Genomic DNA, 20,092 nt, shown 5'->3' on the forward strand with positions numbered 1-20,092 from the left:
CTTGGACAGATGAGCTCAGTCGGCACGGGTTGGGTTATACGCTCATCCGACGGCTTCATCAGTGTGTCCACAACCTCGGCCGAGGCGCAAAGTCGACGTTGCGCACTGCCCGGGTGAACGCCAGGCGCCGCAGCATCTGTCGTGAGAATCGGTGTTGTCCGTCAGCCGTTCGGGTTGCGGTCATCAGGCCTTGATTCTCGTGAAACGAGATTGCCGACGCCGTGAATCCGCTGCAATTCGCTAACTTCCCGACGGTGAATCAGTCTGCGGTGGTCATGTGGCCGCTCTAGAAATTAGGGATTGACTAATATGTTCCCTTTAACTGGCAGTACGTCTGTATGACCCAATCCAAGACCACCTGTCTGGTCACGATCGTAACCACCGCCGCGCGCAGGTTTGGCCGCGCGGCGACCGCGACATTACTCGTCCGATGCCGGGTCATTGTCGGCGATGCTAAGCCGTTCCGACGATCTGGAAACAATGGCTCTACAACTGAATTTGACGTAGCTGATCGCTTGACCTGGCGACGTCACCGATGCGTAGCATCGTGACCCATTAGTCGCCAAGTGGAGAGTCTACTCCCACAAGACACCGAAAACCTTCTGGGTTACTCACGCAAAAGTGCTTGACGCGGCGGAGTTAGGTGTTCCCGACGAGGAAATAAATCAACGTGTGATGGCGGCGGCGCAGGTCGTCGACTCGGATGGTGCCACCGACCAATTTGCCTATGAGCTACTGGCTTGACGTCCGGACCGCTTGACGAACTTCAAGTTCCTGCGATCCATTGTGCTAGAAACGCAGACGCTACGCATCGACAGTGGGAAGCTCCGCAAGAACGGTCTGGTCAAGAAATACTTGGGTGAAACGATGCTCTGGTTGGTCGATATCGGTGGCGCAGTACTCTGAACGTCACCCTGGTCGCTGGTGTTATCGTTGCCTTCGGCTCGGACACCGATATTCGCATTTTACAGGAACGAGACGAATACTTTACTTACACTGTGGCTTTCACCGTGGCCGAGGATTAATGTGCCGATCGTACAGCGATCATCGTCGAGTTGACGGTCTACTTGGCCTTACAGGTGGTACCGGAGTTCACGCGCTGGCTGACCGACAGCGATTCTGCTCGCATACCCGGCCTACCGAACCAGATCCTCGTGGAACGCTACGGCGATATTTTGCGGACAAGATGTCGCCGTAGCGTCATAACGCATTTTCCACCTACTATTGCGCCGCCCTGCTAGAGGCGCTTGCCATTGCACAGCTGTACCCGTCGGTGACCGGTATCGTGTTGAGCGGCAACGGCCTATCGTTCTGCAGCGCCGGCAATCTAGCAGAATTCGGCACTTTGACTGCCGCAGCGAGCTCACACGTGGCGCGCACCAGCCACAGCCCAGCCCTGATTCTCGATGTGCTGGGCAGGGGCTGGGAGATGACTGAGTTCTGGTATAGATTGAAGCGTTGTACAATTTGATTATTTTCTTACCGAAAATTGGTCTGTGGTTCTGCTGTCCGGCTCCGGCATATGCATCTGGATAGTGCACCGGCTTCCGGTCGCGATGGCCTCGACAACGCCCTCGCCAACGTATCTATAGTGATGATGATTACCCACTGCTTGGTGTTATTTGGGAGCCAGCTGCGCTTCAGCATAGCGTTCTTGACTATACAGCCTTGGAGATGTTAGGAGAATACACGATCGACACAATCCCAAACAGAAGGCGACACAAGACTGTGCACACAATCGCCCAGACGAGGTAGTTATCCGGCTGCTGTTAGCTTTGCCGGTTTCCTTGTGACCTCAGCAACCGGGGTTACTGTCTTTGCCGCTCTAGGTTGTTAAGCGGGCCAATTTGAGAAACCAGGATCAGGAGATAGCCTATTACTCATAGTGACTTCCTTTCCTCCACTGTGATAGGCTAACTGTTGGTGTCAGGTTTCCTGCACCGAAGTTAGGCAAACATACAGCACCGGTCAGTTGCTAGCGTCGATTTCACAAATTCCTTTGTAAGCACACTCAATTCTGTATCTTCAAAGATTTGCTCAGATTCCTCCCCAGGATATCAACTGTCTGGTTATCACATTGTGCTGGATTGCATTGGGGCCTTCTCCGAAGATCATCAGTGGCGCGGCCCGGACTTAGCGTTCGACATCGTATTCGCATGAATAGCTATAACCAACACGGATGTGTACCGCGTTCAGGGCGCCATCCATCGCCGCTTCGGAAGTGATATAGCTTGGCCATGCCGGCGGCCATATCGCAGCACTCGCTGATGTCATAACGTTCGGCGGCATAGCGAGTGAGGTGACGGACGGCGGTGAGTTCGGTAACTATATCGGTCAGGTGGTTATCGACGGTCGGTTGCTGTCAAAGCTTCTGGCCGAAAATTTCCCGTAATCTGAGCATAGGCCAGTGCGTCTTCGAGCGCAGTAGTCGCTATGCTTGAGAGCTCAAGCAGCCACTCGGATTCGGGCCTTCTCCAGCCCCTTTATCTTCTGCGAAAAACTTTCACCCATGCGGTCGTTCAAGACCGCCGGTATCAGTACCGCCAATTTGTCGAGCGTTAGCTCGCAGGACTCCACGTCTTGTCGCTGAACTTGGGTAGGTCGCGTACCATCGTCAGAATAGGACAGTGCACCTACAACAGAATCAACATACCCATGTGGCGCGGCGTGCACCTGTTGTTAGATTTCATACGGCAATGCGATATAGTCCGGATACGGCGTGCGTTGCTGATCCAAATTTTGAGCATTTTTGATCAGCAAGCTTCCGGAGCCATCGGGTAGCGCCGTTGTCGACATAGTCTACAAATAAAAGCCGACGCCTGGCTCGGTTAGCTCCATGGTGGTCCGTAGCGCGAGGTAGGAGTTGCCGTGCTTTAACCTCACGCACGATTGGTTTTGACATCGCAATTGATGAATACCCGCACGGGGGCTACCAGCTTTTCTTCCTTGGTGTTGCGTTCAACATATCTAATTCGTGTCGACCTCCGGATTGATCCCGGATCGACAATCTGCCAGCATGTGGCGTTGTGACTGCTAACGGGCACGCAGGCCGACGTGAAGGCGGCCCCTACTTCGACGATCTCTCAATTGGTCAAGTGTTTGATTGGGCGCCGGCGGTGACCTTGACGTCAGGGATGGCTGCTGTTCATCAGGCGATTTTGGGCGACCGGATGCGCCTGGCTCTGGATGCCGAGCTATCCACCACGGTGATAGGCACACACGCTATGCTGGCACATCCAGGACTGGTTTGCGATGTGGCGATTGGGCAATCTACGCTGGTCACCCAGCGGGTGAAAGCCAACCTGTTCTATCGCGGGCTCACATTTCACCGCTTTCCGGTCATCGGCGACACCCTATATACCAGCACCGAAGTAGTTGGTTTGCAGGCTAATTCGGCGAAACCTGGCCGGCCGCCGACAGGAATGGCGGCGCTGCGAATCACCACAACCGACCAGCACGATCGGTTGGTGCTTGACTTCTACCGCTGTGCCATGCTGCCCGCCAGTGCGGCTTGGCATCCCCACGACGCACTGAACCGCAACGATGACCTGGCCAACGTCGGAGCCGACGCCGTAGCGTCGGCCTCCGATCCAACCGGGCAGTGGGACGCCGCGGCTTTCCGGGAACGGGTGCCCGGTCCGCATTTCGACGCCGGTATAACTGGTGCGGTGTTGCGCAGCACCGGCGACATCGTGAGCAGTGCACCGGATCTGGCTAGACTTACTTTAAATATTGCTTCTACACACCATGATTCGCGAGTAAGGGGGCTCCGGCTGGTATATGGTGGACACACCATTGGTCTGGCGCTGGCCCAGGCCGGCCGGATGTTGCCCAATCTGGCCACGGTGTTAAACTGGAGGTCTTGCGACCATACCGGACCTGTCCATGAGGGGGATACCCTTTACAGTGAACTGCATGTCGAGTCCGCCGAGGCGACAGAGCAGGGTGGCGTGTTGGGGTTGCGATCGTTGGTTTACGCGGTGTCTGCAGCGGGCGGGTCCGACCATCTGGTGCTGGATTGGCGTTTTACCGTTCTGCAGTTTTAATTCGCTGCACGACGCTAACGCTGGGTTAGGCTTGGCGTCGTTAGCTGCCACAGCAGGCCAGTGAGCTAGCGACTGGTCAAGTAGTGGCTGGCCTATCTGGCAGGTATTCCTGACGAGCAACCGGACTTCTTTCTTGTCAATGTTTTTGCTTGTCAATGTGTTTGGGTTATGCCGAATGTGTTGCCGCAGTCGTCGGCGACAGCGAGGGTGTCGGAAGCGAGGCGGCCACACTACTAACCGCCGGTTGGGCTGGACTACTTGGTTTGATCCGGACGTGGCCAACCGTCTATCGACGCTGCCTCCCAAACTTGGATGAGAACCCGTCGACGTAATCGCTATGTTGCACTACTCAACACAGACAAAGTTCCCCTCACTTTTTGGTCAATGCTTCAACGTTGTGCCGCAACCTGTCTCGTATACGTTGTCAACCACCTAAAAGGCTACAGTTGACATTCGTAGAAATGGCACTGGGTAAGGAAACGGCCGCCCCGTCGCGCATTCGCCGAATGTGGCTTCGGGCTCCGGCGCATGGGTTGGCTGGTCTGCTGGTGGCTGACCTGATCTCTATGTGGGAGGGCCTGCTGTGCGAGTATCTGCTGGCACGGGATTATGCCATCGCCGTCCAGGTCGAAAGCCCGTGTCGACCGGACGGAACTCCGTCTTCCTTCTTTGGCTGGATCAACAGTGAAAAGGTATTTAAAGACTGCATTTAGACCATCAAGGTAATGAGCTATGTATACTGCTGGAGGGTGCCGACCATCGTGATCGAAGTGTCCATGGCCGCGGTTGTCGTGACCTAAGCGGCGCTGATGACGACACCGTGTGGATGCATGTATCGAAAGGATTTTTAGCCTACTGGGTGGTCGATATCCGAGTTGGTACGGGGGCCGCCGAGGTAGGTCACAACTTTGCCGCTAGGCGAGATGATACCGTGTTCGACGTCGGCAGCTAAACTGTGCTTCCCGGCCTGAATGACCACCACATGCACCTACGCTCTGCAGCGCCCGTATTGGGACTCGCATCGAGTAGGTAACGCCTGTTGTGGTTACCAAAAACCAACTAGCACACTCCTTGGCGAATTCCCTGCACGGGCCATAAAGATGTATTTAGCGCGGTAGACTGTCACGAGTCGGTTTCCGGTGGTCTAGACCAGACCGTGTTATGTGCTTTATGCTCGACATTCCAGTGCGTGTGCAGCACCGCAGCGGTGCATTATCTGAACTTTCATTTTCTAGCACTGTGTCAGGGAGGCATATTTGGGCACCTTCCCGGCTGGGTTGCGAAGCGGATTGGTAACGATCTCAAGCGCTGCGGGGTGTTTGTAGCGCGCGAGCCGATCAGGCAGGAACTCAAGTTAAGTTAGTCCTTGCTAGCCGCAAATGCTCATTCTTTACAGCCGCGGTCGGCACCTCGCTCCACTTTTCGTGAGCTCACCCGCTGGTGGAGACCTCGACGATGTCGGGATGGCCGGCGAGGATGTTCTCTGCCTCAAAGCAGTAGATGTTATCACCACCGGTGATGCTCGTGTCCTTCTTGCTTGCTATCCACCTACCAGACGTAGCCATTTTCGTCCATTCAAACGAGGTCCTCGGTATGGAACCAGGGGCTAGCAAACACCTCCGAGGTAGCCGTCGAGTTGTTCCAAGTAACCGCTTATCCATGTCGGCGGCCGGTAAATTATTTCCACCACCTCAGCCAACAGCCACGTCGTTCATGTTCTCGTCGACCACCGCCCGGGCGACGGCCATACTAGATTACCGTCCTGACCGATCCGCGCTTACGGCTCCACGTCGTCGCCCAGCCGCAGGCAAGTGACCAGAGACATCTCGGCCGGACAGAATGCCGCCCTTCACCAGGGCTTCGGGGAAAGCTGTCGACGTTGACCACAGGGACGCCCAGCATGTTTGCCGGTGACAGCAATGTGGAACAACGACCCACCACTGAAACCGATATCGCTGTTGATATTGGCGACGCTGGATATAAAACGATGTAATTGCGTGGCCAGCCAAGTTGATGTGCGTCAGCACGGCATCCTAAATGAAATTATCTGATGATATCCTATTAAGTGCACGTTATCTTTAGAGGATGTTATGCGCGATATTCACCGGTTCGGGTACATCACCGGGCTCGTTGATGAACTCTTCCTAGCTGGACACGTGATCGTCAGAGGAGCCACCGGCAACGACGATCGTTACCGTTACTTAGTATGGGTTGGATGTCGGGCGGCGGTGACCACTTGCAACAGCACGGCTTCGGTGACTACACCTGTGCTTCGCACTCGTCAAACAGGGCGACGATCTAGGCTCAGAATGAGCCGGAAGTTCACCGGGATCGCAATGGACCCAAGTATGTTGGCGGCTAGCAACGACGCGAGGTTTGGCGGGCGGTTGAGGCATCAGGATCATCACCCGGTGTCCGAACACGACGACGTACGCCACACCCATCAACACCTCATTGCGACGGCACCGCAGATCAACTTATGTAACCGTGGTGCCAGGAAACCTAAGCGCCGTCGCCTATGGTAGTATCAACGCGTGGTCGCTCGAGGTGGTTAACTCAGTTCTGCCGCCGAACGCAATAGGGTGGCTCGATGGTCTGTGCGAGGTGGCCGGCATGTTGCGTGGTAAGCCAGTACCTTACTCTTTGATCGTGCACTGCTTGTGGCAGTTGATATTTGCTAAAGCATTGTGTGGCTCGTACCCCACTAGGGCCTCGGTGGTCTCATTACAAACCCTAGATCAAGTTTCATCCGATCTTATGGCCGGCCCGGACAAGCCCTCGAAAATCCTGGCAGGTCACGTTAAAGCAACCCGATCTGCATAGCCGACGGCTGTTGCCCCGGGCATAGTTGGCCAACGAAGTCGCAGGCCACTTAGCGAGGAAATCACCCGCCGACACTCATTCTGGCGTGACGATCATAAATTACATATACACCCCGCACAGTACCATCACATAACGCTAGGCATGTTCACGTAAAAATCTAGCCACGCACCACTCAGCACGGGTCATTTTAGTTAACCCAGTACAACGCTAAAACCCATGTTCTTCAACACCACTCGTATTCATTACCACTACTTAAGGAAAAGCACGTCTGCCGTTCATCGCGGCTGACAACAGTAACCGGAAATCTGTGAGATAGGCTTCAGAAGTAAGCTACTTTGCCGAGGAGTTAGGCAGCGGTGGCTCTGATCATCGATGTCGAGGACCTGTGCAGTACGAAGCCGACGATTAGCTAAACCAGATACTAGACCGCTCTTGCATTTTCGTGCTAAGCCACGAACAGCTGAAGCCCTAGTTGGCGGCCAACTGCTCTGCACGCAGCTTGAGGTTCTCAGCGAGGTTGTCAAGCACGTTGTTTAGGAGCGCTTTCACCATTGGCGCAGGCACCGGCATGCTGGACTCGACATCGATGTCCACCGTCAACAAACTGGCTGCCCCGATCTCCACCGCGCTGAACAGTTGCTCCTGCTTGGTAAATAAGTCACCTTGCTGCATGATGGTTTGGATCTGGTTCGTAGCCGGGTAGTACACAGCTTGTATATAAGTACACTTCGTGCCTTGAATCTCGGTGTCGAGACGAAGCTGGCTGGGACGCCCATCGTCGTAGCGGGCGAGCACCCAAACACCCTTGACCCCATCATTCCACTGGGGGTAGGCCTCGAAGTCGGTGACAATGGCCATGATCGATGCGGCGGTAGCCCTGACCTCAACGGTCTTGCTCATAACTGGCATCGGCGAAGCATAACCGGGTACGCTCCCCAATGACGGCCGAGTCCTGTGGTAAACGTCGAAAACTACTTCCTAGGCGGATATTTCAGTCGCTATCGCGGTGAGAATCGAACCAATGCCGTAGCCAGTAGTGACCGGATTGCGTCCGGAATCGGGATCGGTTTACGGCCGGTCTGAGTGACATGCCGTAATCGACGCTACGGGGATAAAGCGGTTCTATCGGACGTTTGCACCTGGTGCTGGGTTCGACTGCCGTGTAGTGGTGAGCGGATCTGACGGGCGATAACCGGACTGGGAAGCTTGGGCGGACCCACGCTGCCAGGGCGGTGAATCGTTGGGTTCCGGGCTGTGGCCCCTTTGGAGACCCTCCGGTGACTCTCCCGGTACAGACGTTGCGCGATGTAGACCGGCACGCTCGACCGAACCATCCCCAATCAGGTCGTCGGCCGCGTTGAAGGCCCTCGATTCGTTCGGTGACGTCACCCCGACACTGGTGTTGATCGCGGTATCGAACAGCTGGGGTAATAGACAGCATTTGTTGAGATAGCCGAACAGCAGTTCTGGTAGCAGTACGCCGTCGGTGAGCAAGCGAAGTGGCCCGTACAGGTCTGTGAGTACGACAGCGAGCAGGCGTGAGTGTGTCCGGTGCCGACGTCACCTAAGGCGCATGAATGTATGCCAACACGTTGCGACGTCGATAGTCGATATGGGGTCAGCCCAGCCAACGTTGGTCACTAAAGCTATCCGGTTGATCACTTCGGTGACAAATGGCAGCTTGGGAATATCGGAAGTCGTGATGTCTCTGCGGGCGCGGAGTTGATCATTAGCACAAGTCCTGCACCACCGGTCTTGCTGAGCAAGAAATCAGATACCCCGAGTTGAATCCAGCGCGCCCAAAACAGTTTCCGGTGGGCTGATCGTCGGGAATGTGGTCCACCAACGTAGGCAGCCACATTGACGTCAAACCAAGCCCCACCACGCACTACAGGCTACAGCCTCGGCTTCATGATGGTGCTCTGCCCGGCGGCAATCGCCGCGGACCATCAGGCCAGAAGAACCCGGGCCACCGACGTGGGTATTGATGATGACCTATCCGCTAGCGCCTCCTGAAAGGCGATCATAATCCGCTTCATGTCGAGCGGTGTGCTAATCATGCTTTCGAAGACCTTGGTGTTAAACACCCAGTCCCCCACTAGGCAATGCTGAACCATCGGGAAGATAAGGCACTGCAAGCTTGCCGGCTAGCGCGGAACCGGGCAGGTCGGCGAAGCTGCTGTTGCGCAGTGCGACGATCTCGAACAACACATACTCACCCACGATCTCCCAGACAGCCACCAGTGGTGCCACTGCTCAACCGCGGCATGTAAATCATATAGCCATCCGGCACATAGGCCCAACGCATTACTGGCTCGGAGGCAACCGCTAGCGTCTGGATGGTAAACAGCGGACCGCCATTGAGTGCCTAGGTAAGGGTTGACAGAACTTGACCAGGGGTAAAATTCCAATAGTGGAGCGGGGCGATCCCCGCCTTGTGAGAATAGCGCCCCTGTGACCCGGGTTCTCAAAGTGAGCGAATTGACGCAGCCGGATCGGAGTCGAGAATCCCTACAGCTGTGTGGTGGGGCAAGCTGGTAGCGGACCCGTTACGACCGGCTCGATGAGCTAGTCATCAACGACACAGAAAGACCGCAACGTGGGCAACAACACCCGCAAATGGGCGATCTCCGTCTTGGACGAGATCGCCAACAACATGGCTATTTTCGATCCTCGAGGTTAACAGCGATATTGACGGCGTGCAGCATCAACCCCACCACAGTTCAACGTCCGCTCCAGGCCTTCACCCCCAAGCTACTCACGATTACCACCAACAAGACCGCCGCAAGACCAAGGCCCGGAGCAAGCTCTCCACCAACACACGCATCGCTAAAAGGCAACAGGGGGAGTCCGTGATGCTTAAAGCAGCAGCGACGCATTAACACCAAGACCATAGCGCGTAACACTTTTGCCGTGTTTAGTAAATTCCCGAACTGATGGTCCGTCACCGGGATGTCGTTAACCGCCGCTGAGGTTTACACTCGGAGGCGGTCGAACGATCCAACGGTCACGCAATTCGGCAATAGCTTAGTAAAGGATAGGATTCGGAGCTTGCCGGCCCGAGCGATAAAACTAGCCGAGATCGATAACTCGACGTGATAGCGGATTATGGCCACCGCCAAGGTACTCAGCCACAACGGCAAAACCAAGCTGGGACTATCCGACATAGCTGGCCAGCCCGAAGTGTCACTAGCGACACTTTCCCCTAACTGCTTCGCATCCAAAAATCGCGTTGCTCTCGCCATTCACTCACTATGAGTGACAGGTCTTCGAAAGTGGCTAAGGCAACCGCAGGACTCAAGAGCGCCGGCAGACTCAACGCCGCGGTACGATTCATTGTCGATTATCAGCATTCTTATTCGGGGGTGAAGGGTAGATGTCGAGCCCAAGCACGTTATCGCATAAGTTTCTCGTGTGAATCCGCAAATGCGGAAAACTCTAACGGCGGCTGCCCAGGCGACCCAACGACGCGGTAAAATCGGCGACGGTAATCCGGATCGAGGCACCATACTACGTGGTCCGAAGCGACTACACGGATTCATTTCTAGCGGCGCTGCGCCCTGTGGTTAGAATCAAGCGGCTCCGGACCGATTAATCGAACAAAACCGCAGCATTGAGGTAGCCGGTAGGATCCAACGCCGCTTTGATCGTCCGCATAGCAGCGATATCGGCCGGATCCCGCGACATCCTAAGATAGGCACGCTTGTTACTACCTACGCCGTGTTCCGAGCTTACATTGCCGCCGGCTTGCGCTATGAGTTCCATCATCGCTGCGGTCAACGTCTTCTCGCGATCGGGTGGACAGCGTAAAACGTTGAGGTGCAGATTGCCCTCACCGACGTGACCGAACAGCACGGGCAGCGCTTCCTGAACATCCGATACTTGCGCGTCGATCAAAGTTGCTGCTTCCTTTGCGAATCCACTAATCGCCGATAGAGGCAACGAAACGTCAAATTTCAGCGGCGGCCCATAAACGCCGAGCACCTCCGCCAACGATTCGCGCACGCGCCATAACCGCTGCTGTGCCCCGGCATCCACACCCACCGCGGGAACGCCACACATCTGCACGGCCATGGACAGTTCAGCGAGTCGATTGGTCTGGTCGTGGTCAGCGGCCAGTTCCACCAGTAACAGCCAGTCGCCATCAACCGGGGAGCTCACCCCTAGGTGCTCGCGGATCAGCGAACTGGCACGGCCGTCGATCAATTCCAGTGCAGCAATCCCATACACGTCCCTAAAAGCCCGGCTGGCATCGACCAGCGCACCGAGGTCGGAGAACCCGCAGACCGCCGTCACCCGGTGCGCCGGGGCCGGGTGGAGTCGCAGATCCAACGCAGTGATGACACCGAGGGTGCCTTCGGCGCCGACAAACAGGGCCGGCAAGTTATAGCCGGTGTTGTCGAAGCGCGCCAGACTGTGCCTACACAGCAGCGAACCGTCGGGCAGTGCCACCTCTAGGCCGATGACTTGCTCGCCCATGTTGCCGTAGCGAACGGTGCGTAGGCCGCCGGCGTTCGTTGAGGCCATTCCGCCTACGGTCGCGGTGGCGCGGGCGCACAGGTCCACGCCGAACACCAAACCGGCTGCGGTAGCGGCATTTTGCACCGCAGTCAAGGTTGCTCCGGCACCGACCCGGAGACGGCGCTCGACGGTGTCTACCTCACTGATGGACCGTAGCCGCTCGGTGGACAACAGCACGTCATTGTGCTCCGGGACGGTACCGGCCACCAATGAGGTCCGACCGCCTTGAACGGTGACGTGTGCCCCGACATCGCGGCAGACCCGCAGTACCTCAGTCACCTGCTCGGCCGTACCCGGCCTCACCAACGCCCTGGCCTGGCCCCGATACCGACCTGTGTGATCAATGCTGTGGGCGATCAGTACATCGGGATCCGCAATTACGTGGCTCGATCCCACCACGGCCGCAAGGCTGCGCAGCATGTTTGCGGTTATATCACCCGCGGACCGCTGCGTCGTGCAGGTCGACCGGCAATCCTGTGGAGGGATCTCTATAGGCGTTCACTAAGTTTCACAAATGTTCATGCGGCACATCGCTCACCAGTCCACCATCAATTACGAACTCGCTATTAGGCCCGTAGGACGACTCGTTGACGGCCAAGAACACGACAAAAGTCGACACTTCTCCCAGATTGGCTAGGAGGTCGAGTGGGTATAGTGACCATGTTTTCCGGCAGGTTGGAAGTCATCGGGGTGCGGATGAAGCCGGGGTGAATCGAGTTCACTCCGATGTTCAACGGCGCCAACTCCAAGATCGACGCAGCCAAACTCAACGAAGCTTATGTGAAACGCGGTACGGCCTGGCAAACCACTTTACTTTACTCTGCTCTTAATATCTAATACTCACGGTAACGTGTTGGTCACTTTTGACTGGGAAAGGGCCCAGTGATCAGTAAGGACGACGGATATGACATATGTAATAACCGTCCCGGAGATATTGATGTCTTCCGCAGCCTAAATATAAAAGATCGGGCTCGACAATCAGCGCGGCCCTACGTGAACACGACTAGCACTACAACCGAATTACTGCCGAAGGCAGAAGATGATTTTTCAGCAGATTCGAGACTCTAAATTTATTTTATGCGGCTAAAATGCAAGAGTATCGCCACGCAAGCGCCGGCTTTTCATAGTCAATTTACCAGATTCTGGCCGCAGAAGGAAACGCCTATACAATTGCCGAGGCCGACAACGCGGCCGCGTTGGGGAATGTACCGAGTAGGTACTTACCTCGATGCTGGAGTTCGCATTTGCCAAGCCGTTATCGGCGTTAATTACGGGCAGTGGCGACACTCCGTAACCTGACCCGATTGACCAGACTGTCGTCAACAGCTCCTACATCCAACGTTTCTTCCCAAGGAGCCAACTTCTTAGGCTGCCAGGATACCCAAAGAATAATTTTGGCCAGTTACCGCACGCACTGGGCAACCTGACATTCACCCAGTACGACGATTGCCATGGCATAACTCTGCTGAGCAAAGCGATTAATGATTCGGTGTGTAGTTGTCGACGTCTCCGAACCATACTGGCAACAACCCAGTTACTACATGCTGATGACTCAGCACTCAGAACCTGCCGAGGCTGGCTAGACAATAACCAGCAAGGCTGTTCCCAGTTCCCAATCCAGTCGCTGGCACCTACTAACTGGCCTTTGGAGAGTTTGCAAAACACCCCATGGCACAGTAGTGGAAATAGGGGTGAAATACTAGGTTCTGGGGACCTAAGTGGTCCCCAGACATTTATCCGTGGGCTACGTCGATCAACCCAGGACTGAATTTCTACTCCGGTCATCCGCAAATGACGGCGCTATCGGTGCTGCGCGGTAGCCCGGGGAAGCGGTTCCTGTATCTCAATCCGCCGAGGTTGAATTGATTCGGCCTTACGGCCCCAGCGGAGACTGCTGTGCGTACCGACTCGTCGCGAATCAGTCCGCACAGCAGCGCGGTGCTGAATTCTGAGGCGATTTCCTTGGCCGTGCAACGTCCACTCGGCCGTAACCAGCGATAGCTGCCCAACGTAGCCCTGATGTAACCTAATGCCACATGTACAAGTCGCACTCGATAAAATTAAAATTCCGGCGTTAGGCAATGCCACGGTCGATCAGGCCATGCATGTGCATGCACGCCTGCACTTCCTTTTCACAGACCTCGGCGACTCGTTCGATAGTGAACCATTCGGGAATGTACGGCCGCTCCTGGAAATACACGGCGCACGCTCCGAATCGCCCGCGATCCCCGTAAGAAGTCGAGCAGTGTATTGCGTAGAGCAGCAGCGAAGTGCCGAGGCGGACGGACCTGCGTGCAGGGATGACCAGCGTGTCTTCGTCCGACTGAACAGTATATGTCGAACAGAATCAGCGACTTGCTAGCGTAGTAATGGGACACCGTCCCCTTAATTCAGTCAGCAGCCTTAGCGATATCGTCCATGCAGGTGGCATGGTAGCCACAAGCCGCAAATGGCTTTGGTGGCGGCAGCCAGCAAATCCTCACGGCGGCTCAGCCCAGTGGCCTAGGATATCTGATGCCACCTGTATTCACTATCGTCCCTGCGGGCAGGCCGGACTTAGCCCGGCTAGAGCAAGCATCGATCAACGGGCTGGATAGTTGAGGCAAGCGGCTACTACCTGTCGCACCTACGCGAAGAGGACTAGACTCTTAAGGCGAACTAGTCGCGAAACGAGAGGTGGTCTGATGGATCCGAGTCCTGATTACGATATGAGCGACGAGATCGAATACTTTTTCAGGTACCTAACATGGAGCTTCCGCGGGGTTACCGATGGCAACGGATATCTTCCTCCCGTCTAGGGCGCCGCAGCACTTCAACTCGGCTTAGTTTCGACCTAAGGCTATAGCACCTTCAGTTCCTCAGTGACCTCAGTCACCGACTGTTTGGCATCACCGAACAACATGGTGGTACCGTCGGCGTAGAATAGCCGGTTGTCAATGCCCGCAAATCCGGAGTTCATCGACCTCTTAAGCACTATAACCGACTTCGCTTTATCAACATTCAGGATCGGCATCCCATAGATCGGGCTGGCTGTCTCGTTACGGGCCGCCGGGTTGGTGACGTCGTTGGCGCCGATGACAATCACAACATCGGTACGAGCGAACTCATCGTTGATGTCGTCCATGTCCTTCATGGCGTCGTAGTCGACCTCTGCTTCAGCCAGCAACACATTCATGTGTCCGGGCATCCGGCCAGCAACCGGGTGAATCGCGTAACTCACCGGCACACCTTTGTTCTCCAGCAAGGACGCCATGTCTTTGACAACGTGCTGGGCCTGCGCGACCGCCAGCCCGTAGCCCGGCACCACGATCACCTGGTTGGCGTAAGCCATCTGGATCGCCGCATCGGCTGCCGAGGTGGATTTGACTTGCTTGTCACCGTCACGGCTGGGTGCCACGCCACCGCTACCGAAACCTCCTGCGACGATCGCGGGTATGGAGCGGTTCATCGCCTTGGCCATGAGATTGGTCAGGATCGAGCCGGACGCGCCGACGATCATGCCGGCCACGATGATTGCGGTATTGTTCAGCGCCAGGCCCGTCGCAGCAGCTGAGAGCCCAGTCATAGCGTTGAGTAAGGAGATGACCACCGGCATGTCGGCGCCGCCGATTGACAGCACCACCATCAGGCCTAATACGCCAGCGGCGACCAGCAACCCGATCATCCACCACAACGAGGCCCCAGCGGATCCGGGCTGCGCGTGCAGACCGATGACCACTGCGGCGACTATGGCGCCGACCAACAGTAGCAAATTGATAGGCTGCTGGACTTTGCCAAAACCGATTGGGAATCCGGAGATTGTCTCCTGCAACTTACCGAACGCAATGATCGATCCCCAGAACGAGATCGACCCTATGATCGCGGCGAACAGCGAGGCCACCACGATATGCACAGTTGGCGACTCGTGATGCTGAAATTCCGAAAAGCCGCTAGTCTCGATGAACTCCGACAGTGCAATAAGCGCGACCGTTCCACCGCCAACGCCGTTGAAGAACGCCACCAGCTGGGGCATCGCAGTCACCTTAGTCAGCCGTGCCGGAGGGAAGCCAAGGACGATGCCCACCACCAGGGCGGCAATGATCAATACCCACTGCTCGGTGTGCCGAATCTTGACCAGCGTCGCCGCCACGGCAATGGTCATACCGACCGCAGCGATCAAGTTGCCGGACACCGCGGTCCTGGGCCCGGTCAGGCCCATCAAGCCGGTGATGAACAATGCGAACGCAAGAATGTAGAGGCCGATCACGAAGTAGTTCATTTGGCCACCGATTCTGCTGCTTTTTCGGTTTTGACGGCCGAGGCCTTCTTCTTACCCCTGAACATACCCAGCATCCGGTCGGTGACGATAAAACCCCCGATAACATTCAGCGTGCCGAATACGACCGCGACGAACAGAATGATTTGCACGGCAAGCGATGGTTGCGCAACTTCTCCGAACACCACCAGTGCGCCGAGCAGTACAATACCGTGGATGGCATTGGTGCCCGACATCAGCGGTGTGTGCAGTGTATTGGGGACTTTGGAGATCACAGCGAACCCGACGAACCCAGACAACACCAGAATCGCCAAGTTAGCCAATAACTCGTCATACATCTATGGAGTCCTCTCGATCGCGAGTCACACATGACTCCGCGACGACTTCGTCGTCAAAGTCCGGGGCAAACTTGCCATCCTTTATTAGTAGGTCCAACAGCGCCTTGATGTTCTTGCTGTAGAGCTCGCTGGCGTGCTCAGGCATCGTTGCCGGCAGATTCAGCGGCGCCGCAATAGTGACATCATGCTTGATCACCGTCTGCCCGGGTTCAGTGAGCTCGCAATTGCCACCGGTTTCCCCCGCGAGGTCCACCACCACGCTGCCAGGCTTCATCGCCTCCACCGCCGCAGCGGTCACCAACCGCGGTGCCGGCTTGCCCGGGACCAGCGCTGTGGTAATCACCACGTCGAATCCGCTGATCGCCTTTTCCAATGCCTTCTGTTGCTGAGCGCGTTCGTCGGCGGTGAGCTCACGGGCGTATCCGCCCGCACCGGAAGCCTCGATTCCTACGTCAAGCCACTGGGCACCCACCGACCGGACTTGCTCGGCCACCTCAGGACGCACGTCGTAGCCGGTGGTGCGCGCGCCAAGGCGCTTGGCCGTCGCCAGCGCTTGCAAACCTGCCACCCCGACGCCGAGCACCAGCACGATGGCCGGCTTCACCGTTCCTGCAGCTGTCGTCAGCATCGGGAAAAATCGGGTAGACTCAGAAGCCGCAAGCAACACTGCTTTATACCCGGTCACGTTAGCCTGCGACGACAGCGCATCCATCACTTGTGCACGCGAGATGCGCGGGATTGCCTCGAGCGCGAACGCTTGCACACCAGCTCGTTTCAACTCGCCGATCCAGTTGTCGGCATTGCGGGACGCAAGGAAGCCGATCAGCGTCTGCCCGCGGCGCAGTCGGCCGACCTCGGCTGCAGCCGGCGGCGCCACTTTGACGACGATGTCGGCAGCCCACGCGTCCCCGATGCGAGCGCCGGCCTCTGTGTAGAGCTGCTCGGGAAGCAATGCACCTTCGCCCGCCCCGGACTCGACCACGACCGCTAGACCGCTGTTCACTAGAGACGCTACTGCCTTTGGCACCAAAGCGACGCGCCGCTCGTCGGAACCGGACTCGGCGACCACTCCAACCGTCGTTTGCGCTTCTGTCATGGCACGTACATCATTGCTTTCTGCTTTCCTGTATTATTTCCTTGGCCTTGCTGCCCTGTTTCCGCATGCTAGACGCGTAGCAAGTTGATAGCTGAGTGTGCCCAAACACTCTAACCCGATTGCCTAGCTGTAGCTCCCTGCACTGCCCGGCCTGCATCGTCGCCAGGCTCGACATCGCTACCAGCGTGTAATGCCTCGCCCCGCGTTCAGACGTGGGGCAAGGCCCGAAGTAATGGCACTCGAATTCGGATATCGGCACATCATTAATGCTGGCTTCGCTGCGCGACATCCAGCTCGGTGGAATCCAAGGCGGTGATCGGAACCCCGGAAGCGGGGTACATCACCAACAAGGAAAACGGCGTCGAGGTCGACGGATTGGCATAGATGACCCACAAATCTTGCGTAGCAAGTAGTCGAGTTCGTGATGCTATTTGCAAGCCAGAAACGCCACGATCTCGACCCTGCCGACTACGTGTTCGCTCCGACGCCGGCATTGTGAGTCAAGCGCGTGGTCCAGGTAACGGTTGTTCCAGACATTCCTTGCGAGCTGCACTTTTTGGATCGCGGTTTTTACGGTGAACGGTGACAACGCAGCGACGCCGAATCGCTAGCCGCCCACGTTGTCGCCAATAGTTTAAGATCTGAAGAACAAGGCCAAAGAGGCGCGAGCCGCGGAACTTGTTCCTACGGGTGGAGTAATGATTAACTAGTCTGAAATGCACGTCGCTGGATGAGCTGACCGGCTGGAGCCTGGAAATCGCGCCGAGATACGTCGAACTGCGCGTCGGCGGATACTGGCAATATGGAGAATTCTGCACATGTTCAGCACAGACGAGCAACGCATGAAGTGGTTGCAGGTGTTGTTGGACGACTAGATTTGCGGCGACTTTTCGATGACCGAACCGGCAGTCGCCAACAGTGACACCCGCAATATCGAAAGCACCATCTCGCCGGACGGCGGAGACTACATCCCAACGGCTAGAATATTAAGTGGACATCCGGGTAGATGACTCGTGCCGCCAAATTCTCATAGCAATGGACCGTACCAACCCCGATACGGCCACCCACCAACAACAATCGATGATCCTGGTGTACCGGGACGCCGGGGCCGGGTACCTTTCCGGTGGCCGTGCAGCGGCTATGCACGGGGGAGCAGAGTAGCTAGCTTCGTGATTGCGCAAGCCCAACTGGGACCCCGGCCGCATACACCACGGCATGCGGGCGCGGGAACAGCTGGCGCAATCAACGTCACGCCACACGGACCACGTCCAGTCGCTTTAGACTGGGAACAAGACAAACTCGTTTAGTCATCTCCGGCGGCCTATCCCACGAAGGAAAGTTGCCCAACACTGCAGACACTTTACAGTGTTATAAGGCTCACTTTACAGTGTTATAAGACCGCATCACCTCAATGTTGTGGAGGCAGAAACTCTGATATTCCCTCTCGGGGTCAGCGATCGACGCAGCATTTTCCCTAACACATTGTTCGCAGTGAGCAGTTGAAATGGGCGAAGTTATTTAGGATCAACTGCAGGATCACTAGTTGCGCCGGACCCAGGAATAGGAGTCCAAAACTAAGTTGATCCCTGCGCCGATCTCTCAGAACAATTTTCGAACTCCAGGTGCCCCTAGCATGCTCTCTAAGCGCTCGAGGACAAGCTCGTCCAGCACAACGCCATATCAGGCTATACACTGCAACACCACTTGCGCTTCCGACAACGGATAGCGTTGTGACGGAGGATGTTCCAGTAACAAAAAATCAGCTGGCTTAGATTTTAGGAGCACAAGGCCGCCAAACCAGGGACCTTACTGAAGTACTCGCACCATGCCACACACATCACGCTGACCTTGCGCAACAGCAGCAATCGGCTGACCTTAAGGTGGGGGATATCACCCGCAGCACTGCTAGCCGCCCGATAACTTACCGTCGATGGACAGCATTCGAATCGCGTCGTCAAAAGCTGCACCTACCAATGGAATCGACTACAATGTCGACACCGTAGCCATAGATAGATATATTCCGCATATGCTGAGCCCAGCCATCAGTCGACATCAGCACCACATAGGCACCTAACAACGCGACATGGTCAGTTACTGTTTCCATCACCCGGAATAAACAACGACGGTAACTTCAGTGAATACTCACCCTTGCTTAACAGCCGATCATGAAAACACATCTCTCGGAGGCGCAAATATCTATGAAGAAATAGGCGGAACCAACCGTTGATATCATTGCACACTATCATCCTGGGCTGCCAGGTAAAAACATTTGTATAACATAGGCTTTGATGTATTCTACAACTTGAGTCTGTTTTTCCACGCTAGACAGACTAGTAATCTCGGACCACTGCGTGGCGATATCCTTTACCGACAGTGGCTTATCGAAGTTGATGCCGCCAGTCTGAAACAGCACAGCCCGCTGCACCTTGCCGCCGCCAACGATGCACACCAAGCTGCCGACGCTGGTAGCCGCAATTCGGAACTACCGCATTGGTGTGGATTTTGTACCTTATTTATACCTTAGCGACTTACAGGACCAGCGTATCGATCGATGCCTGGTCGGAGTGGCCACGGATGTGCCGCCAGACCACGCGCAGCACGTTTTACCAACCGTAGAAATGTACTTTGAGCACGAATTCCCAGCTCTAGAAAATCATCTCATGTGAAAGATGCCGTAGCGCAAGACCCCAGAGTTGGTCCCGTGCACGGAACCGAATTCAGCCAGCTTGGGCTTGATGATGTTAGCCGCACCGTCCTCGGTGGCGGCCTTGGGCAAATTTACAAAGTGAAATATGTCGTTGTTACGACCGGACGACCACCCACGTGCCGAATCTCGGCAACAACATGGTCAGCGATCGCCGATCCAACGCCCGTAAGCATCGCGGGCCTCACCAAGGTCGTTGATGGCGACACTGGCCCCCTCCCAGGCAAGGGTGCGAGCATATGCACGCCTCAGTTCCCCGCCGATTCAGGTGACAACGACGATATGATTCTTGCACACCGCGCATCAGGT

At 56.1% G+C, this 20,092-nt stretch carries 14 protein-coding genes and 8 pseudogenes; 8 read left to right on the forward strand and 14 right to left on the reverse strand.

Annotation, left to right across the window (positions count from 1 at the left end; genetic code table 11):
* Positions 1 to 58 precede the first annotated feature (58 nt).
* Positions 59 to 247 (reverse strand): annotated as a pseudogene (locus ML_RS19730) (MerR family transcriptional regulator); the annotation flags it as partial.
* 374 nt (positions 248 to 621) lie between these two features.
* On the opposite strand from ML_RS19730, the gene ML_RS17650 reads away from it, so the two are divergent.
* Both ML_RS17650 and ML_RS13420 read left to right on the forward strand, forming a co-directional pair.
* Positions 622 to 744, forward strand: a complete 123-nt coding sequence (locus ML_RS17650) for a hypothetical protein (protein WP_269147041.1) — start codon at positions 622 to 624, stop codon at positions 742 to 744.
* Positions 745 to 756: 12 nt separating this feature from the next.
* Positions 757 to 906, forward strand: coding sequence for a hypothetical protein (locus ML_RS13420; RefSeq protein ID WP_156511970.1), 150 nt, complete (start codon positions 757 to 759; stop codon positions 904 to 906).
* Positions 907 to 1,658: 752 nt separating this feature from the next.
* Here ML_RS13420 and ML_RS18280 read toward each other — a convergent pair.
* Positions 1,659 to 1,736, reverse strand: a complete 78-nt coding sequence (locus ML_RS18280) for a hypothetical protein (protein ID WP_231883315.1) — start codon at positions 1,734 to 1,736, stop codon at positions 1,659 to 1,661.
* Positions 1,737 to 3,026: 1,290 nt separating this feature from the next.
* Between ML_RS18280 and ML_RS13430 the strand changes: the two genes are divergently transcribed.
* Together ML_RS13430 and ML_RS13435 are read left to right on the forward strand one after the other, a co-directional pair.
* Positions 3,027 to 4,046, forward strand: coding sequence for a MaoC family dehydratase (locus ML_RS13430; RefSeq protein WP_010909001.1), 1,020 nt, complete (start codon positions 3,027 to 3,029; stop codon positions 4,044 to 4,046).
* Between the two features lie 446 nt (positions 4,047 to 4,492).
* The gene (locus tag ML_RS13435) at positions 4,493 to 4,759 is read left to right on the forward strand and encodes a hypothetical protein (protein ID WP_145985233.1); all 267 of its coding nucleotides are present in this window, start codon (positions 4,493 to 4,495) and stop codon (positions 4,757 to 4,759) included.
* Between the two features lie 518 nt (positions 4,760 to 5,277).
* Here ML_RS13435 and ML_RS17050 read toward each other — a convergent pair.
* The 4 genes and pseudogenes from ML_RS17050 to ML_RS13455 all read right to left on the reverse strand — a co-directional run.
* Positions 5,278 to 6,076 (reverse strand): annotated as a pseudogene (locus ML_RS17050) (AMP-binding enzyme); the annotation flags it as partial.
* Between the two features lie 1,261 nt (positions 6,077 to 7,337).
* Positions 7,338 to 7,778, reverse strand: a complete 441-nt coding sequence (locus ML_RS13445; protein WP_041323537.1) for an SRPBCC family protein — start codon at positions 7,776 to 7,778, stop codon at positions 7,338 to 7,340.
* 213 nt (positions 7,779 to 7,991) lie between these two features.
* Positions 7,992 to 8,363, reverse strand: a complete 372-nt coding sequence (locus ML_RS13450) for a hypothetical protein (protein WP_010909003.1) — start codon at positions 8,361 to 8,363, stop codon at positions 7,992 to 7,994.
* A gap of 585 nt (positions 8,364 to 8,948) precedes the next feature.
* Positions 8,949 to 9,110, reverse strand: coding sequence for a hypothetical protein (locus ML_RS13455; protein WP_162618295.1), 162 nt, complete (start codon positions 9,108 to 9,110; stop codon positions 8,949 to 8,951).
* Positions 9,111 to 9,977: 867 nt separating this feature from the next.
* On the opposite strand from ML_RS13455, the pseudogene ML_RS17055 reads away from it, so the two are divergent.
* Positions 9,978 to 10,464: pseudogene (locus tag ML_RS17055) on the forward strand (TetR/AcrR family transcriptional regulator).
* Here ML_RS17055 and ML_RS13460 read toward each other — a convergent pair.
* The 3 genes and pseudogenes from ML_RS13460 to ML_RS13465 form a co-directional block, all read right to left on the reverse strand.
* Complete coding sequence (locus ML_RS13460) at positions 10,461 to 11,810, reverse strand: FAD-binding oxidoreductase (protein WP_010909004.1); 1,350 nt, start codon at positions 11,808 to 11,810, stop codon at positions 10,461 to 10,463. The pseudogene ML_RS17055 and the gene ML_RS13460 overlap by 4 nt on opposite strands.
* Positions 11,811 to 11,898: 88 nt before the next feature.
* A pseudogene (locus ML_RS17060) lies at positions 11,899 to 12,148 on the reverse strand (SDR family oxidoreductase); the annotation flags it as partial.
* Between the two features lie 1,115 nt (positions 12,149 to 13,263).
* Positions 13,264 to 13,883 (reverse strand): annotated as a pseudogene (locus ML_RS13465) (TetR family transcriptional regulator).
* A gap of 188 nt (positions 13,884 to 14,071) precedes the next feature.
* Here ML_RS13465 and ML_RS13470 point away from each other — a divergent pair.
* Positions 14,072 to 14,188 carry a hypothetical protein gene (locus ML_RS13470; protein WP_172591983.1) on the forward strand — a complete coding sequence of 39 codons (117 nt, stop codon included), beginning with the start codon at positions 14,072 to 14,074 and terminating at the stop codon, positions 14,186 to 14,188.
* 41 nt (positions 14,189 to 14,229) lie between these two features.
* On the opposite strand, the gene ML_RS13475 is transcribed toward ML_RS13470, so the two are convergent.
* The 3 genes from ML_RS13475 to ML_RS13485 are packed head-to-tail and all read right to left on the reverse strand — an operon-like array spanning position 14,230 to position 17,079.
* Positions 14,230 to 15,648, reverse strand: a complete 1,419-nt coding sequence (locus ML_RS13475; RefSeq protein ID WP_010909005.1) for an NAD(P)(+) transhydrogenase (Re/Si-specific) subunit beta — start codon at positions 15,646 to 15,648, stop codon at positions 14,230 to 14,232.
* Positions 15,645 to 15,983, reverse strand: a complete 339-nt coding sequence (locus ML_RS13480; protein WP_010909006.1) for an NAD(P) transhydrogenase subunit alpha part 2 — start codon at positions 15,981 to 15,983, stop codon at positions 15,645 to 15,647. The genes ML_RS13475 and ML_RS13480 overlap by 4 nt, the downstream gene beginning before the upstream one ends.
* Positions 15,976 to 17,079 carry a Re/Si-specific NAD(P)(+) transhydrogenase subunit alpha gene (locus ML_RS13485; RefSeq protein WP_010909007.1) on the reverse strand — a complete coding sequence of 368 codons (1,104 nt, stop codon included), beginning with the start codon at positions 17,077 to 17,079 and terminating at the stop codon, positions 15,976 to 15,978. The genes ML_RS13480 and ML_RS13485 overlap by 8 nt, the downstream gene beginning before the upstream one ends.
* 285 nt (positions 17,080 to 17,364) lie before the next feature.
* Here ML_RS13485 and ML_RS19735 point away from each other — a divergent pair.
* Positions 17,365 to 17,471 (forward strand): annotated as a pseudogene (locus ML_RS19735) (hypothetical protein); the annotation flags it as partial.
* Positions 17,472 to 17,506: 35 nt separating this feature from the next.
* Here the strand turns inward: ML_RS19735 and ML_RS17065 are convergent.
* On the reverse strand, positions 17,507 to 17,668 hold the full coding sequence (locus ML_RS17065; protein WP_269147042.1) for a DUF1348 family protein: 162 nt from the start codon (positions 17,666 to 17,668) through the stop codon (positions 17,507 to 17,509).
* 137 nt (positions 17,669 to 17,805) lie between these two features.
* On the opposite strand from ML_RS17065, the pseudogene ML_RS19740 reads away from it, so the two are divergent.
* Positions 17,806 to 18,168: pseudogene (locus ML_RS19740) on the forward strand (acyl-CoA dehydrogenase); the annotation flags it as partial.
* 1,153 nt (positions 18,169 to 19,321) lie between these two features.
* Here the strand turns inward: ML_RS19740 and ML_RS17075 are convergent.
* A pseudogene (locus tag ML_RS17075) lies at positions 19,322 to 20,087 on the reverse strand (Rossmann-fold NAD(P)-binding domain-containing protein).
* Positions 20,088 to 20,092 lie beyond the last annotated feature (5 nt).

The organism is Mycobacterium leprae TN (assembly GCF_000195855.1).
Lineage (GTDB): Bacteria > Actinomycetota > Actinomycetes > Mycobacteriales > Mycobacteriaceae > Mycobacterium > Mycobacterium leprae.